Origin of the sequence: Selenobaculum gibii, from assembly GCF_030273445.1 — a bacterium.
In the GTDB taxonomy this organism is placed as follows: domain Bacteria; phylum Bacillota; class Negativicutes; order ICN-92133; family ICN-92133; genus Selenobaculum; species Selenobaculum gibii.
The window spans coordinates 2,191,857-2,208,153 of sequence record NZ_CP120678.1 but is presented as its reverse complement, the minus strand read 5'-3'; the positions used below and the strand labels follow the sequence as shown (position 1 = coordinate 2,208,153).

Genomic DNA, 16,297 nt, shown 5'->3' with positions numbered 1-16,297 from the left:
CAGATGAATCGCGGGCAGCTGAAAAGCACTCATCTGCGTCGTTGCTCCTCATGGGTTCGGTCGACGTACAGACGTACGACTTCCTCACGCCATTGCGGTGCGCCTAGCATCTAAGCACTTTTCAGCAGCCGGCAATTCATCTTCGTGCTAGTTTATAATCTTTTAAGGGGATGTTGCATTTTGCAACATCCTTTTGTTTTGTGTGATGATAAAATCCAAAGCCTTCTAATCTTTTGTTTATAGGGGCGGTACTGTCTAAGAAAGCGAATGCTTGAAGGGGTTTGTGATATAGATTAAGTTTATATATTTGGGAGGTAGTTTTTTGATGGGAGACAGAGAAAGAATTCATAAGTTTTACCTAAATGGCATGTATATTATGCTGGATATTAACAGCGGTGCAGTACATGTAATTGATAAAATGATTTATGATATGATGGATATTTATGATGGAACGAACGGCGATAAAGTTGTTGAAGCATTAAGTAATCAATATGATAAGGCGGAGCTTATAGAAGCGGTGGAGGAGTTAGGAACGCTTGTTGCGCGGAAAGAATTATTTGCACCGGACTTAGATGTACCGCCAACCTTTAGTGCAAAACCTTTAGTTAAATCGCTTTGTTTGCATGTAGCGCATGATTGTAACTTACGCTGTAAATACTGTTTTGCGGGAACTGGTGACTTTGGTCATGACCGTAGCTTAATGAGTAAGGAAGTTGGCGAAAAAGCAGTTGATTTTATCATTGAAAATAGTGGTCAACGTAAACATTGTGAATTGGACTTTTTCGGTGGTGAGCCGTTAATGAATATGCCAGTAGTAAAGCATGTCGTTGAATATGTTCGTAAAAGAGAAAAAGAAACGGGAAAAGAATTTAAATTAACGCTTACGACAAATGGCGTATTATTAAACGATGCAAATATTAAATATTTAAATGATAATAATATTAGTCTCGTATTAAGTTTAGATGGTCGCAAAGAAGTACATGATAATATGCGACTGAATGTTGCTGGTAAAGGCAGTTATGATGGAATTTTAGCTAACTTTAAAAAGTTAGTGAAAGCGCGAGATGGGCAGAATTATTTCTTACGTGGAACGTTCACAGCGTACAATCTTGATTTTACTACCGATGTACTTGATATGGCGGATAAAGGATTTAATCTATTATCGGTAGAGCCTGTAGTTGCAAAGGATTGTGATTATGAATTAAAAGAGGAACATTTGCCGAAACTGTATGAGGAATATGAGCGTTTAGCAAAAGAATTTATTACACGTAAAGAAAATGGTAATGGCTTCGAGTTTTTCCATTTTAATATGGATATTAATAATGGTCCATGTGTAGCAAAACGCTTAAGCGGCTGTGGTGCTGGTCATGAATATTTTGCAGTTGCGCCAAATGGAGATTTGTATCCATGTCATCAATTTGTTGGACGTGACCAATATTTATTAGGAACTATTTTTGAAGGTGTAAAGAAAAAAGAGATGCCCGAACATTTTAGACAAGCGCATGTCTTAAATAAACCTGAATGTAGTAATTGCTGGGCTAGATTCTACTGTAGTGGTGGTTGCCATGCAAATGCGGATTTATTTAATGATGATATTAAAAAGCCTTATAAAATCGGTTGTGAATTACAGAAAAAACGGATGGAATGTGCTTTGATGATTCAAGCGTATTTCGCGATGAAATAATAAAATCTTTTATTAAATACTAGACGTGCTATTTGTAGCGTGGATGTTCATAATTTGCATCTATTTGAAGATTATTTTTTGTAATGATGTATAAAAAAAGATTTTTATGAAATGATATACTAGGGTTTTTTATTTTTGTAAGTATTTTTCATAAATTTTCGTGTTTTTCTTACAAAAAAAACTTGCATGAAAGAAGAATAAAGATTATGATTAATAATGGTTCTAGGTACTAAAAAAAATAAATTCTTTCATAAAATTCAAAAAAAATATCATAGTAAAGCAGGATATTTCAATTGAATGAAGAAGAATTAGAAGGTATAGTTTAATGAGGTTTTCGTCTGAATTGTATGACAATGATTGAGGTCAATTGTCAATTTATATTTTTAAATTGATGTTTCATTGTTGGTGTACATATTCAGTCAATAATAAAATTCTGAGAAAGCTCAGAAAACTTTTTAAAATTTTTAGGGGGTATTTACACAATGGCAGTAAAAGTAGCTATTAATGGTTTTGGCCGTATTGGTCGTCTTGCATTTAGACAAATGTTCGGAGCTGAAGGGTACGAAGTTGTTGCTATCAATGATTTAACTAGTCCTAAAATGCTTGCTCACTTATTAAAATATGACTCTGCACAAGGAAGATATGCTTTAGGCGATACAGTAGTTGCTGGTGAAGATTCCATCACTGTTGATGGCAAAACAATTAAAATCTATGCAAAAGCTAATGCAGCTGAATTACCTTGGGGTGAAATCGGCGTTGATGTAGTTTTAGAATGTACAGGCTTCTATACTTCTAAAGAAAAAGCTTCTGCTCATATTACAGCAGGTGCTAAAAAAGTTGTTATCTCTGCTCCAGCTGGTAACGATCTTCCTACAGTTGTATTCAATGTTAACCATGACATCTTAAAAGCTAGCGATACAGTAATTTCTGCTGCTTCTTGTACTACAAACTGCTTAGCTCCTATGGCTGATGCATTAAACAAATTAGCTCCTATTCAAAGTGGTATCATGAGCACTATTCATGCTTACACTGGTGATCAAATGCCTCTTGATGGTCCACAAAGAAAAGGTGACTTAAGAAGATCCCGTGCTGCTGCAGTTAACATCGTTCCTAACTCTACTGGTGCTGCAAAAGCTATCGGTTTAGTTATTCCTGAATTAAACGGTAAATTAATTGGTTCTGCACAACGCGTTCCAACTCCAACTGGTTCCACTACTATTTTAGTAGCAGTTGTAAAAGGCAAAGTAACTAAAGAAGAAATCAATGCAGCGATGAAAGCATCATCTAACGAATCTTTCGGTTACACTGAAGAAGAATTAGTATCCAGTGATATCATTGGTATCAGATACGGTTCTTTATTCGATGCTACTCAAACAATGGTAGCTCCTATGGAAAATGGCGATACTCAAGTACAAGTTGTTTCTTGGTATGACAATGAAAACAGCTATACTAGCCAAATGGTTCGTACTATTAAATATTTTGCTGAACTTGCATAATCTTTAAAAATATGATCTTTAAGGTCCGGCCTTGTTGGGCCGGACCATTTTTAAATTTAGGGAGGCACATAAATGCTTAACAAAAAATCTATCGTTGATATTGATGTCAATGGCAAAAAAGTTTTTGTTCGTGTCGATTATAACGTACCAATGGATGCTGAACAAAATATCACAAATGATACAAGAATCAGAGCTACATTACCGACTGTAAATTACTTACTAGACAATAATGCTGCTGTTATTCTTGCTTGTCATGTTGGTCGTCCAAAAGGAAAACCAGTTCCTGAGTTCTCCGTTGCGCCAATTGTAAAACGCTTAAGTGAATTACTTGGCAAAGAAGTAAAAATGGCTCCGGATTGTGTTGGTGAAGAAGCAAGCAAAATGGCTGCTGATTTAAAACCAGGTGAAGTTTTATTATTACAAAACCTTCGTTACCATAGTGAAGAAGAAAAAAATGATCCTGAATTTGCAAAACAATTGGCTTCTTTAGCTGATATTGCAGTGAATGACGCATTTGGTGTGTCTCACCGTGCCCATGCTTCTGTTGAAGGAATTACAAAATACATTCCTACAGTTGCAGGTTTCTTAATGGAAAAAGAAATTAAATTCGTAGGTCAAGCTGTAGCAAATCCGCAGCGCCCTTTTGTTGCTATTATTGGTGGGGCGAAAGTTTCCGATAAAATTGGTGTAATTTCTAACTTACTTGAAAAAGTAGATACATTAATTATCGGTGGCGGTATGGCACATACTTTTGATGCTGCTAAAGGATACAAAATTGGGGCATCTCTTTGCGAACCAGATAAAATCGATTTAGCAAAAGAATTGATCAAAAAAGCAGAAGAAAAAAATGTAAATCTTGTTTTACCAGTTGATATTATTGCAGCTGATAAATTTGCTCCAGATGCAAATACACAAATCGTTGATGTTAAAGAAATTCCAGAAGGTTGGTTAGGTCTTGATAGTGGTCCTAAAACTTCTGAAAAATATGTAGATGCTTTAAAAGGTGCAAAAACTGTTGTTTGGAACGGACCTATGGGCGTATTTGAAATGGATGCTTTTGCACAAGGGACAAAAGATGTTGCACAAGCTGTAGCTGATTCCGGTGCGACTAGTATCGTTGGCGGTGGAGATTCTATTTCCGCACTTAAGAAAACTGGTCTTTCCGATAAAATCACACATATCTCAACTGGTGGCGGTGCAACATTAGAATTCTTAGAAGGTAAAGTATTACCTGGAATTGCTGCACTTGCAGATAAATAAGCGATTAAATAATATCGGCAACAAATAAATTCAAATAAAATAAAAATTATTAGGGGGATTATTCACATGCGTACACCTATTATTGCGGGTAACTGGAAAATGCACAACACTATGGAACAAGGTACTAAATTAGTAAAAGATTTAGCTGCTTTAGTAAAAGATGCAAAAGCTACTGTTGTAGTTTGCGCTCCTTATACTGCTCTTCAAGCTGCGACTAAAGCTGCTTCTGGCACAAACGTTCACGTTGGCGCACAAAACGTACATTGGGAAGAAAAAGGTGCTTTCACTGGTGAAATCTCCGTACCTATGTTACAAGAAATTGGCGTTGAATACGTGGTTATCGGTCACTCCGAACGTCGTGAATATTTCGGTGAAACTGATGAAACTGTAAATAAAAGAGTAAAAGCTGCAATCGCTGGTGGAATTGTGCCAATTATGTGTTGTGGTGAAAGCTTAGAAACTCGTGAAGCTGGTACTACAAATGAATTCGTTGGGGCACAAGTAGAAGCTGGTCTTGCTGGTTTAACTGCTGAACAAGTTTCTAACCTTGTAATTGCTTACGAACCAATTTGGGCAATTGGTACAGGTAAAACTGCAACTTCTGATCAAGCAAACGAAGTATGCGCATTTATCCGTGGCGTTGTTGCAAAAGATTTCGGTAAAGATGCTGCTGATAAAGTTAGAATTCAATACGGCGGTAGCGTAAAACCTGCTACAATTGCTGAACTTATGGGTAAAAGCGATATTGATGGTGCTTTAGTTGGTGGTGCTTCTCTTAAAGCTGAAGACTTCAGTCAAATCGTAAAATTTTAATTTAGGTGGAATGAAAGAAATGGAAAAATTAACTGCACCTGTGGCGTTAGTTATTCTTGATGGCTGGGGTATTGGTAAAGCAGATGATCCTAACAATGCAATAGCTGTAGCCAATACACCAGTAATGGACGGACTTCTTGCAAAATATCCGAATACTTCCCTAGCTTGTTCTGGCGAAGCTGTAGGACTTCCAGATGGCCAAATGGGAAATTCTGAAGTAGGTCATTTGAATATTGGTGCAGGCCGTGTAGTATATCAAGAGCTTACTAGAATTACAAAAGCGATTCGCGAAGGCGAATTCTTTGAAAATCCTGTACTTTTAGATGTAATTGCAAAAGCAAAAGCTGCTGGTGGAGCATTACATTTAATGGGACTTTTATCTAATGGTGGTGTGCATAGTCACAACACCCATTTATATGCATTATTGGAACTTGCAAAAAAACAAGGGGTTAAAGATGTTTATGTACATGCTTTCCTTGATGGGCGTGATGTTCCTCCATCTAGCGCAGTTGAATTTATCGAAGCGCTAGAAGAAAAAATAGCTGAAATTGGTGTAGGCAAAATTGCAACTGTATCAGGACGTTACTATGCAATGGATCGCGATAAACGTTGGGATCGTGTTGAAAAAGCATATTTAGCGATTGCGTGTGCAGAAGGAAATAAAGCAGCTACAGCAGTAGAATGTGTAAAGAATTCCTATGCAGATGATAAAACAGACGAATTTGTTGTGCCTACAGTAATTGGCGATTATACTGGCATGAATGCAAAAGATGGTGCAATCTTCTTTAACTTTAGACCAGACAGAGCTAGAGAGTTGACACATGCATTTACGGATGTGGAATTTGATGGTTTTGCTCGTCAAAAAGGTTATATGGAAATTGCCTTTGCAACAATGACACAATATGAAAAAGGTCTTAATGTAGAAATTGCTTATAATCCACAAACTTTAACAAACACATTTGGTGAAGTGTTAAGAGATCATGGATTAAGGCAGTTGCGCATTGCTGAGACTGAGAAATATGCTCATGTAACTTTCTTTTTCAATGGTGGCGTAGAAGCTCCACTTGAAAATGAACAACGTATTTTAGTACCTTCACCAAAAGTTGCAACTTATGATTTACAACCAGAGATGAGTGCAATTGAAGTTACTGATAAAGTTGTTGCTGAAATTGAAGCAAAAAATCATGATGTGATTATATTAAACTATGCAAATGGTGATATGGTAGGGCACACAGGTGTGATTCCTGCAGCAATTAAAGCCGTTGAAACTGTAGATACTTGTGTTGGTCGTTTGGTAGACGCTATGCTTAAAATTGGTGGTACGGTATGTGTTACTGCTGATCACGGTAATGCAGATCAAATGGTTGATCCAATCACTGGTGGACCATTCACTGCACATACAACGAACAAAGTACCGTTTATCGTTGTTGGAAAAGACAAAATTGGTAGGACTGTAAACAATGGTCGTTTAGCTGATATTGCACCAACGATTCTTGATATTCTTGGTATTAAAGTTCCTGCAGAAATGACTGGAAAATCCTTATTAAAATAAGATGAATTAATAAAAAAGAGCGCTAGAATGAGGTTTATTTTTCTAGTGCTCTTTTTGTATAATATTCATTTCTTTTGTTGCTTTTTCATACTCTTTGCTATATGCTTAATTTTAGAGAGAAGTTTGTATAGGATTATGGGGCATTATGGTGAAGAGGAGATGGTTGCTTGAATATTGCTTTTTTTCTAATACCCAAAGAAGAAGTTGTAACTTTAAATGTGAATTCAAATATGCGGCAAGCATTAGAAAGAATGGAATATCATCGCTATACTGCGGTTCCCATTATTGATGATAAGGGAAGATATGTAGGAACATTAGCTGAGGGAGATTTATTATGGAAGTTAAAAAATACGCCTGGATTGACGTTTGCAAAAACTTCGCATATTAAAATCACGGAAATCAATTGGCGAATGACGAATGCACCAGTAAAGATTGATGCTGAAATTGAAGATTTACTTACACTCGCGAGTGCGCAAAACTTTGTGCCTGTTTTAGATGATAACGGTATTTTTATCGGGATTATTAGACGGAGTGATATTATTAACTACTATGCAAAAGAGATTTTAAATAAAATTGCAGAATAAAAAGATCTAAATCGCTAAAAGCGATTCAGATCTTCTATGCATATAAGTCAAGAAATATTCCAGGCATGAAGCTGTTTACCAGCTTAGGAAATGAAATTAAATTTGTAGAATTTGCGATAGAAGAATCCGCCTTAAGTGCGGTCTTGTTCGCCAAGCCATTACTGCCGCCTAACAATTCATTTACTTTTCCTAAATTATTTGTTAAGGCAGTCATTAGTTTGTTTTCGTCAATCGTAAGAGTTCCTTTATCGTTTACACTAATCCCTATGGAGGTAAATGCACGACTGTTATATTTCGGCGAAGCAAAGGATTCTGCAAGGTTGGATATTTTATTAGATAAGTTACTATTCGCATTTAAAACATCTACAGTTTTATTATAATCTGATGCAAAGTTTTTAACTTTGGCTATTATTGTATCAGCTGATGCTGTGGAATCTGATAAGGTATTGTTCAATGCAGTAGAAGAATTTTTTAAATTTTTCATTGCGGGCAAATAATCATTATAAAAACTTGTTGAAGTTTTATTATATGTATCTAAATCACTAAGGAATTGTTTGTGCTCATTTAAACGATTTGATAAAATATCCTGTAAATTTTTATAATTTAGAGTGTTGTTAGTTGAACCAAATAAAGAATTAGTACTTGAACCTTGATTTAAAACATGATTAAACAATGCATTATTTTGTGATGTATGAAAAATTTTATAAGATATCTGACTCATAGAAGCAACAGAATTAACATTCATAATTAAAACTCCTTTCATAAGTATTTACAAACCCTTCTTTATACTATTTGTATAACACATTTTGTTATAAATTGCAAGAAGAGTTTGGTTACAGCCTTTTCACTTAGATATTAAAGGTTGTTATAGTTTGTAATAGTATTACTTTTACATAATATGCAATATGAAAATGCATACTATGGTTGATATCAAAGTTTTTTAGGAGGTAAGAAAATGAATAGAATAATTGAAGATGTATTTGCACGTGAAATTTTGGATTCGCGTGGAAACCCCACGGTTGAAGTTGAAGTTGTACTAGAAGATGGGACAATTGGCAGAGCATCTGTACCATCAGGAGCATCTACAGGAATGTATGAAGCTGTAGAACTTAGAGATGGAAATAAAGATCGCTATTCAGGAAAAGGTGTGCAAAAGGCAGTTGATAATGTAAATTTGATTATTGCACCAGAAATTGTAGGTTTTGACTCAACAGATCAAATTGGTATTGACAAATTACTTTGTAAACTAGATGGAACAGAAAATAAAAGTAAATTAGGTGCGAATGCTACTTTAGGTGTATCAATGGCAGTTGCACATGCAGCAGCGAAATCGTTGGATTTACCACTATATCAATATCTTGGTGGGTTTAATGCAAAAGAGTTACCTGTGCCAATGATGAATATCTTAAATGGCGGTGAGCATGCTGATAATAACGTCGACATTCAAGAGTTTATGATTATGCCGGTTGGTGCAAAATCTTTCAGTGAAGCTCTAAGAATGGGGGCGGAAATCTACCATCAATTAAAAGCAGTGTTAAAGTCGCGAAACTTAAATACAGCAGTAGGTGATGAAGGCGGATTTGCCCCTAATTTAAGCTCTAATGAAGAAGCACTTAAAGTTATTGTTGAAGCAATAGATAAAGCTGGCTATAAACCAGGTGAAGAAGTAAAACTCGCTTTGGATGTAGCAGCATCAGAAATGTATAAAGATGGTACTTACTATTTGCAAGGTGAAGGTGTATGTAAAACGACATCTGAAATGATTGAGTATTACGAGATGTTAGTTAATAAATATCCAATTATATCAATTGAAGATGGTATGGATCAAAATGATTGGGATGGGTGGCGTCAGCTGACAGAAAAACTAGGTAGCCGCGTTCAATTGGTTGGTGATGATTTATTTGTCACAAACCCAAAACGCTTAAAACAGGGAATTGATAGTAAGACTGCAAATTCTATTCTAATTAAAGTAAATCAGATTGGGACGTTAACTGAGACTTTTGAAGCGATGGAAATGGCAAAGCGTGCAGGATATACATGTATCGTTTCTCATCGTTCTGGAGAAACGGAAGACTCAACGATTGCAGATATTGCTGTTGCCGTAAATGCGGGACAAATTAAAACTGGAGCACTTTCAAGAAGTGATCGTATTGCCAAATATAATCAATTATTACGAATTGAGGAAGAATTGGATTGTTTGGCTGAATACAAAGGTCAATGTGTATTTTATAATTTAAAATAAGTTGCAAAAACTACTGGAAATTATAATGGACTTAAATCGTTCATATAAAATTCAGTAGTTTTTTTCTTTAAAAAATATAGGAAATATGTCTCGTAAAATAGAGGAAAAATCAATTAAATGTTTAAATAAAGTTAATATATATTAACTTTATTTTTATATGCATGAGGCGTATCATGAATAATTTGAGGTGATTTAATAGAAATAATTTGCTGATTTTTGCATATAGTAGAACGAGTATGGAGGAGGCATAATCGTGGACAAAAAAGTAGTGTTGTATCAAGCATTTATTACATTCATTGGAAGCGGTATTGGTATCTTTGTTTATGGTGCGACAAATAGTACCCTTTTAGCTCTAGGGGGTGCTTTAGTAGTTGCAGTGGGAGCAAGTTTGATTATGGGACAGAGCTATTGTGCACAACATAGTGGAAATCTAGAGCCTTCGACTGTTAAGCCAAAAGAAGTCAAGAAAGATACAAACGTAAAAGAGTTGGATCCTGAACAAGATATGTTAGGTATGGCAGAAGAGTTGGGATTTTCAGCGCAACAACTTGTTTGGGGTGTATCGCAATATCAAAATGTTTTACAACGTCTAGGTAAGTTATCTGATGAGATTAGTCGTAATAGTGAAATTAATGCAAGCAATATCGAAGAAGCTACTGCTGGAGTAGAAGAAATTGCTTCTGCAGCTACTACTGTTTCACAGGCATCCCAAGATAGCTTTTCCCAATGTCAGACTTCTACCCAGATTGCGCGTAAACATCATGCGCAAATTGAAGAGGTAAGTCAATCTATGTTGAATGTTGTACGAGTAGTACAAACTGCAGTTCGTGATATTGATGATTTAAATATTGCGTCGAGCAAAATTACAGATTTCGTAGAAAAAATTCGTGGGATAGCGAGTCAAACTAATCTATTAGCATTAAATGCTGCAATTGAGGCAGCTAGAGCAGGCGAAAACGGTAGAGGATTCGCAGTCGTAGCAGAAGAAGTTAGAAAATTAGCTGGTGAAAGCGAGTTAACGACGAAAGAAATTGAGGATATAGTTCGTGAAATTACTGAAAAAACGGCAGAAGTAACGCGTAATATGCAAGAGGGAAATACTGAATTGCAGACAGTAGAAGCTTTAGCGAAGAGTTCAGCAGACGCGATTAATGAAATCGTCAATGATGTACAAGGTATTGAGAAAAATGTAAATCATTTGTGCAATTTAGCTGGTAACCAAAGGGATACAACAGAACAAATGGCAAAAGTGATTGAGACAATTGGCCATGCAACTGTACATATTGCGGGGAGTACACATACTTCATTAGAAAGTGTGAACGGTCAAGAGAAAAATATCGAAGAGATTTTTGGACATGCAAAATCCATGTTGTCAACAGCAGAAAAAATGCAAAGAATTGCTAGTCGTTATAAACAATCAGATGAAATCATATTTGGTGTAAATCCTTTCGTTTCTCCACAAGTGATTAAAGAAAACTATGTACCTATTTTAGAACAAGCGGCAAAAAGCATTGGCTGCAAAGCTAGAGTAATTATTGTTTCGGATTATGATGCATTGGGAAAAGCCGTAGAACAAAAAATGGTTGATGTCGGTTGGTTTTCACCATTTGCTTATGTTTCAACGAAAGAAAGAGCCGATATTATCCCAATTGTAACGCCGATAGTAAACAAAGCAACTTCTTACTTAGGATATATTGTTGTGCGGAATGATAGTGATATTGATAGTGTTAATCATATGCAGGGAAAACGTTTTGGCTTTGTTGATAAAAAATCAGCATCCGGTTATGTATATCCAAAGGCTTTACTCGTAGAGCAGGGAAAAAATCCTGATACATACTTTGCTGAAACTCATTTCCTTGGCAGTCATAATCGGGTAATTGAAGAAGTACTTAACGGTGGGATTGATGCTGGAGCAACTTATTCTGAGGCTATGGATGCAGCGAGAAAGGCAGGAATTCCAGTAGATAGACTAAGAATTATTTCGCAAACAGAGCCAATTCCAAAGGATGTTATCGCAGCTTCCCCTGGATTTGATGGAGAAATCGTTGAAAAACTTCGTACGGCTTTCGAATCGCTTTCAGAAACGCAGACACAATGCAGTAAAACAAAGATTAATGGATTTGTAAAAACTAACGATAGTGACTATGAAGTGGTAAGAAAAGCTTCGTCGTTAGTACAATAGTTGTAATATATATTGCAGAGACTCAGGACATTTTATATGCCTTGAGTCTTGTGTTTATATTGCAGAAAAATAAAAATTTTTGATGTTTTTAAGCAAAATTTAATTAAAAATTATTTTCAAAATATTTTGCATTTTACCAGAAAATATTGTGTATTTATGTCAAAATTATAGTATAAAAGTATTGCTCTATTTACATTATGCGATTATAATAGTATTGGCGTGAAATTTAATAGCGTCGGATGAGAACTTGAGAATCCGAGTGAAGGCATGAAGAGTGCCTTTTTTGGGATTGCTTATTTTGCCGGTTGCAGTAAAATAAGCCAAGTCATAATTAATCAGAGCAGTCCCTGTTGGTGAGATATGCGCCAGTGTAAGGTGGATTGTTCTATTTTTTTACAAAGGAGAGTCGGATATGCAAAAAGCAACAGTTGTAGTAATTGGTGGTGGAGCTACTGGGGTTGGGATACTTCGTGACTTGTGTATGCGTGGAGTAGATACAATTTTGGTAGAACGTGATGATTTGGGCTACTGGACTAGTTCGAGATATCATGGATTACTTCATAGTGGCGGTCGTTATGCTGTAAAGGATAAAGAGGCAGCAAAAGAATGTATTGAAGAAAATATGATCTTACGCAAAATTGGTAAACACTGTGTAGAAGCTACAGAAAGCTTATTCGTTCGTACTCCGGAAGATGATGAAGCTTTCGAAGAAGAATGGGTAAAAGCTTGTAAAGAATGTGGTATTTCTGCGATTCCTATTTCTGTAGATGAAGCTTGCCGGTTAGAACCAAATTTAAGCCGCAAAATTTTATCTGCATATCGTTGCCCTGGTGCTGCGATTGATGGTTTTAGAATGACATGGCAAAACGTTGCCTCCGCAAAAAAATATGGCGGACGTTGCATGACTTATACTGAAGTTATCGGTATTGATGTACAAAATGGTGTTGTTCAAGGGGTTACAATCAAAGATAGATGGACTGGCAAAGTCGATAAAATCGCTTGTGATTATGTAATCAGTGCTGCCGGCTCTTTTGCAGGTCGAGTTGCTGCGATGGCAGGTCTTAACGTAAACGTTAAACCAAGTAAAGGTACTTTGATTGCATTCAATCATCGTATTTGCGATCGTGTAATTCATAGACTTCATAAGCCTTCTGATGCTGATATCTTCGTTCCACATGGTTCTATTACAATTTTAGGTACTAGTTCTATTGATAGTGCTCCAGAAGATACGCATACTGAAACAGATGAAGTATTAAAAATGATGGAAGTTGGTAAAGCAACTTTTGAAAATATTTATGATTACCGTATTTTACGTGTATTTGCAGGTACTCGTCCACTTTATAGTGCTGATCCTAATGCTGGTGGTCGTAACGCTTCCCGTGGATTCGTTGCTCTTGACCATGCGCATGATGGCGTAAAACACTTTATGAGTGTATGTGGTGGTAAATTCACAACTTATAGATTAATGGCTGAAAAAGTATGTGACATGGTTTGTGCTCAATTAGGTGTTACTACAAAATGTCGTACAGCTGAAGAAAATTTAGTAGATGATCCAACGCCTGCTTTGATGAGCAGAGCAAGAAAAGTATTCCCAACGTATGGTGCTGAACTTGCAGCTTCCAGACTTGGTAACGAAAAATTAGAACGTGTAATGGATCGTATTGAATCTAAACCAGAAACAAAACAATTGGTTTGCGAATGTGAAAACGTTACACTTGCAGAAATTCAAGAAATTGCTGCTGAACCAAGCAGTCATACAGTAAGTGACGTACGTCGTAGAACTCGTTTAGGTATGGGTACTTGCCAAGGGGCTTTCTGTGCTTACCGTGCAGTTGGTGCGTTAGATAATGAAGAATTCCCTTGGGCAAAAGATACAACTTTCTTGTTCAAAGAATTTATCGAATCCCGCTGGAAAGGTATCCGTCCTGTTCTTTGGGGCAATATGTTTAGAGATACTGAACTTACGCGCGGAATTTATGATGCGACTTTAAACATAAATGGAGCGATGATTAACGATGAGAAATAGTGATGTATTAGTAATTGGCGGCGGTTTAGCAGGTTTAGTAGCTGCATGTGTGGCAGCTGAAAAAGGGAAAAAAGTTCAACTTCTTACGTATGGTGCTGGTACATTAACTATCGGCGGTGGTATTATTGATGCAATTGGGTATACTGATGATGCAAAACCAGTTGCAAAACCAAGCGTTGCTTTAGCAAATGTAGCAGAATCACATCCTTATGCCAAAGTTGGTAAATCAGTAGTAAGTGCAGCTTTCAATGCGTTCAAAAAAATTACTGAAGCTGAAGGTTATGCTTATATTGGTGAATTAGATCACAATCAATGGATTCCAACGGCTGTTGGCACATTCAAACCAAGTTGCTTAACTTCTAAAACTATGGATGTTACTGTTTTAGAAAATGCGAAAGAAGTATTAGTTGTAGGTTTTGATACTTTAAAAGATTTTTATGCACATATTGTTGCAAAAAATCTACAAAAATTCTATGGCGATAAAAAATCCGTTAGTGAAACAGTTGTGAGTTTGAATTTCGCTGGACGTGATGTAAACGCTATGGACGTTGCTCGCTGGTTAGATTCAGCTGAAGGCCGCAATGAATTTGCTGCTCAAATTAAAGATAAAGTTAAACCTGGTATGGCAGTTGTGGTACCTCCAGTGCTTGGAACTGCTCCAGATTATAAAGTTTTAGAAGCTTTAGAAAAAGGCCTATCTTGCAAATTTATTGAAGTTTCAGCTATGCCTCCATCTGTAACAGGCTATAGATTACGCGTTATGCTTTTAAACTATGCTAAAAAATTAGGCGTTAAAATTATTGAAAAAGCAAAAGTAACATCTTCACATATCGAGAACGGTAAATGCGAATATGTTGTTACAGAAGGTTTTGATAGAGAACGTAAATACTATGCAAAAGAATTTATTTTAGCTAGTGGCGGCGTTTTTGGCGGCGGTTTAAAAGCTGAAATTGGTAAAATGGTTGAGCCTGTTTTTGGGTTACCAATTCCTGCACCAACAGTACAAACTGATTGGTCTAACAAAAACTTATTCTCTGAAGAAAAACAACTATTTGCGCAATTGGGTGTTCTTGTAAATAGCTCACTTGCACCAGTTGACGGTGAAGGAAATGAACTTCTTTCCAATGTTAAAGTGGTTGGTCGCAGCCTAGCAGGTTACGATTATTGCTTTGAAAAATCAGGTAATGGTGTAGCGATAGCGACAGCTTATAAAGCGGCTATATCTTTATAAGGGAGTGCAGATGATAAGATGACTAAACATTTAATTGATCCAGATAAATGTACCGCTTGTACTGTGTGCGTTGCAAATTGTCCTGTAACTGCAGCTACAAGAGAATTCCGCGGACCTAAAATGACTGGTCCTGCTTTTGAAAGAATGAGAAAGTTAACAGATGGCGACGATGTTATGCTTGACTATTGTTCAAACTGTAAAAATTGCGATATGTCTTGCCCATCTGGTGTTCCTGTATCGACATTAAATATGCTTGCTCGTGCTGAATACTATAAAACTCATAAACGCAAAACTCAAGCTGACGATATGCTTGCACATAGCGAAAAAATGGGTAAATTAGTGACTTCTATTCCATTTGGTTCTAGCTTAGTTAATATGGGAATGTCAATTGGTAAAGGTCTTGGCATTATGGAAGCAATGGGAATTGCTGCTGATGCACCAACTCCTGCTTTTGCTAGTGAATCCTTTATAAGCAAATTCAAAAAAATTAAACAAACTAGCTACCCTAAAAAGGTTGTATTCTTCCCTGGTTGTTTTATTAACTATAACCAACCAGAAGTTGGTGTAGATCTTGTAAAAGTATACCAAGCAAACAAAATTGAAGTTATCGTTGATGACGCATTCGTTTGCTGTGGGTCTCCATTAGTTGTTGGTGGATATTTAGATGAAGCTCATGAAAATGCAAATAAAAATATTGCCTTAATCAAAAAATGGATTGATAAAGGGTATGATGTAATTACTGCATGCACAAGCTGTGGCTTAATGCTTAAACAGGAATATCAAGAGTTATTTCATTCTGAAGATGCAGAAAATAACGCAAAACACTTGTACGATTCTATTGAATATCTTGAAATTCTTCATGAAGAAGGCAAGTTAAATACAAACTTTGCACCAATTAACGAGAAATTTATTTACCATGCAGCTTGCCATTTACGTGCACATGGTTTTGGTTTGCCAAGTCTTGAAGTGCTTAGCTTGATTCCAGGTCTTGAAATTGAAAATGCCGATGCTGGTTGCTGTGGTATTTCTGGTAGTTATGGTTTTAAAAAGGATAAGCGTCCTGTTTCTCTTAAAGTTGGTGAAAAATTGTTTAATCGTATTAAACAATCTGGTGCAAAAACAGCTCTTTCTGAATGTGGTACTTGCCGTTTACAAATGACAAGTGGTAGTGGTTTAGAGTCGTTGCATCCATTGACTATTTTAAGCAGAGCGTATAGCAAATAATAA

General features: G+C 36.3%; 12 protein-coding genes. 11 read left to right on the top strand and 1 reads right to left on the bottom strand.

Features of this window, described 5'->3' with window-relative positions; all coding sequences use genetic code 11:
- The first annotated feature begins 325 nt into the window (after positions 1-325).
- The 6 genes from scfB (at position 326) to P3F81_RS10490 (ending at position 7,389) form a co-directional block, all read left to right on the top strand.
- The gene (gene scfB / locus P3F81_RS10515) at positions 326-1,684 is read left to right on the top strand and encodes a thioether cross-link-forming SCIFF peptide maturase (protein ID WP_147670207.1); all 1,359 of its coding nucleotides are present in this window, start codon (positions 326-328) and stop codon (positions 1,682-1,684) included.
- 482 nt (positions 1,685-2,166) lie between these two features.
- On the top strand, positions 2,167-3,180 hold the full coding sequence (gene gap / locus P3F81_RS10510; protein ID WP_147670103.1) for a type I glyceraldehyde-3-phosphate dehydrogenase: 1,014 nt from the start codon (positions 2,167-2,169) through the stop codon (positions 3,178-3,180).
- 72 nt (positions 3,181-3,252) lie between these two features.
- Positions 3,253-4,440 (top strand): phosphoglycerate kinase, encoded by a 1,188-nt coding sequence (locus P3F81_RS10505; RefSeq protein WP_147670102.1) that lies wholly within the window; start codon positions 3,253-3,255, stop codon positions 4,438-4,440.
- A gap of 66 nt (positions 4,441-4,506) precedes the next feature.
- The gene (gene tpiA / locus P3F81_RS10500) at positions 4,507-5,253 is read left to right on the top strand and encodes a triose-phosphate isomerase (RefSeq protein ID WP_147670101.1); all 747 of its coding nucleotides are present in this window, start codon (positions 4,507-4,509) and stop codon (positions 5,251-5,253) included.
- Between the two features lie 19 nt (positions 5,254-5,272).
- A complete protein-coding gene (gene gpmI / locus P3F81_RS10495) occupies positions 5,273-6,805 on the top strand; it encodes a 2,3-bisphosphoglycerate-independent phosphoglycerate mutase (RefSeq protein ID WP_147670100.1) in 1,533 nt (510 codons plus the stop codon).
- A gap of 167 nt (positions 6,806-6,972) precedes the next feature.
- Positions 6,973-7,389, top strand: a complete 417-nt coding sequence (locus tag P3F81_RS10490) for a CBS domain-containing protein (RefSeq protein WP_147670099.1) — start codon at positions 6,973-6,975, stop codon at positions 7,387-7,389.
- 34 nt (positions 7,390-7,423) lie between these two features.
- On the opposite strand, the gene fliD is transcribed toward P3F81_RS10490, so the two are convergent.
- Positions 7,424-8,134, bottom strand: a complete 711-nt coding sequence (gene fliD / locus P3F81_RS10485) for a flagellar filament capping protein FliD (RefSeq protein WP_309320380.1) — start codon at positions 8,132-8,134, stop codon at positions 7,424-7,426.
- Positions 8,135-8,344: 210 nt separating this feature from the next.
- Here fliD and eno point away from each other — a divergent pair, with 210 nt between their 5' ends.
- From eno to P3F81_RS10460, 5 genes are all read left to right on the top strand, one after another.
- The gene (eno, locus tag P3F81_RS10480; RefSeq protein WP_147670097.1) at positions 8,345-9,631 is read left to right on the top strand and encodes a phosphopyruvate hydratase; all 1,287 of its coding nucleotides are present in this window, start codon (positions 8,345-8,347) and stop codon (positions 9,629-9,631) included.
- 253 nt (positions 9,632-9,884) lie between these two features.
- On the top strand, positions 9,885-11,813 hold the full coding sequence (gene phnD / locus P3F81_RS10475; RefSeq protein WP_147670096.1) for a phosphate/phosphite/phosphonate ABC transporter substrate-binding protein: 1,929 nt from the start codon (positions 9,885-9,887) through the stop codon (positions 11,811-11,813).
- A 412-nt stretch (positions 11,814-12,225) separates the two neighbouring features.
- Positions 12,226-13,839, top strand: coding sequence for an anaerobic glycerol-3-phosphate dehydrogenase subunit GlpA (gene glpA, locus P3F81_RS10470; protein ID WP_147670095.1), 1,614 nt, complete (start codon positions 12,226-12,228; stop codon positions 13,837-13,839).
- On the top strand, positions 13,829-15,070 hold the full coding sequence (gene glpB / locus P3F81_RS10465; RefSeq protein ID WP_147670094.1) for an anaerobic glycerol-3-phosphate dehydrogenase subunit GlpB: 1,242 nt from the start codon (positions 13,829-13,831) through the stop codon (positions 15,068-15,070). The genes glpA and glpB overlap by 11 nt, the downstream gene beginning before the upstream one ends.
- 18 nt (positions 15,071-15,088) lie before the next feature.
- Positions 15,089-16,294: an anaerobic glycerol-3-phosphate dehydrogenase subunit C gene (locus P3F81_RS10460; RefSeq protein WP_147670093.1), complete on the top strand. Its 1,206-nt coding sequence runs from the start codon at positions 15,089-15,091 to the stop codon at positions 16,292-16,294.
- Positions 16,295-16,297 lie beyond the last annotated feature (3 nt).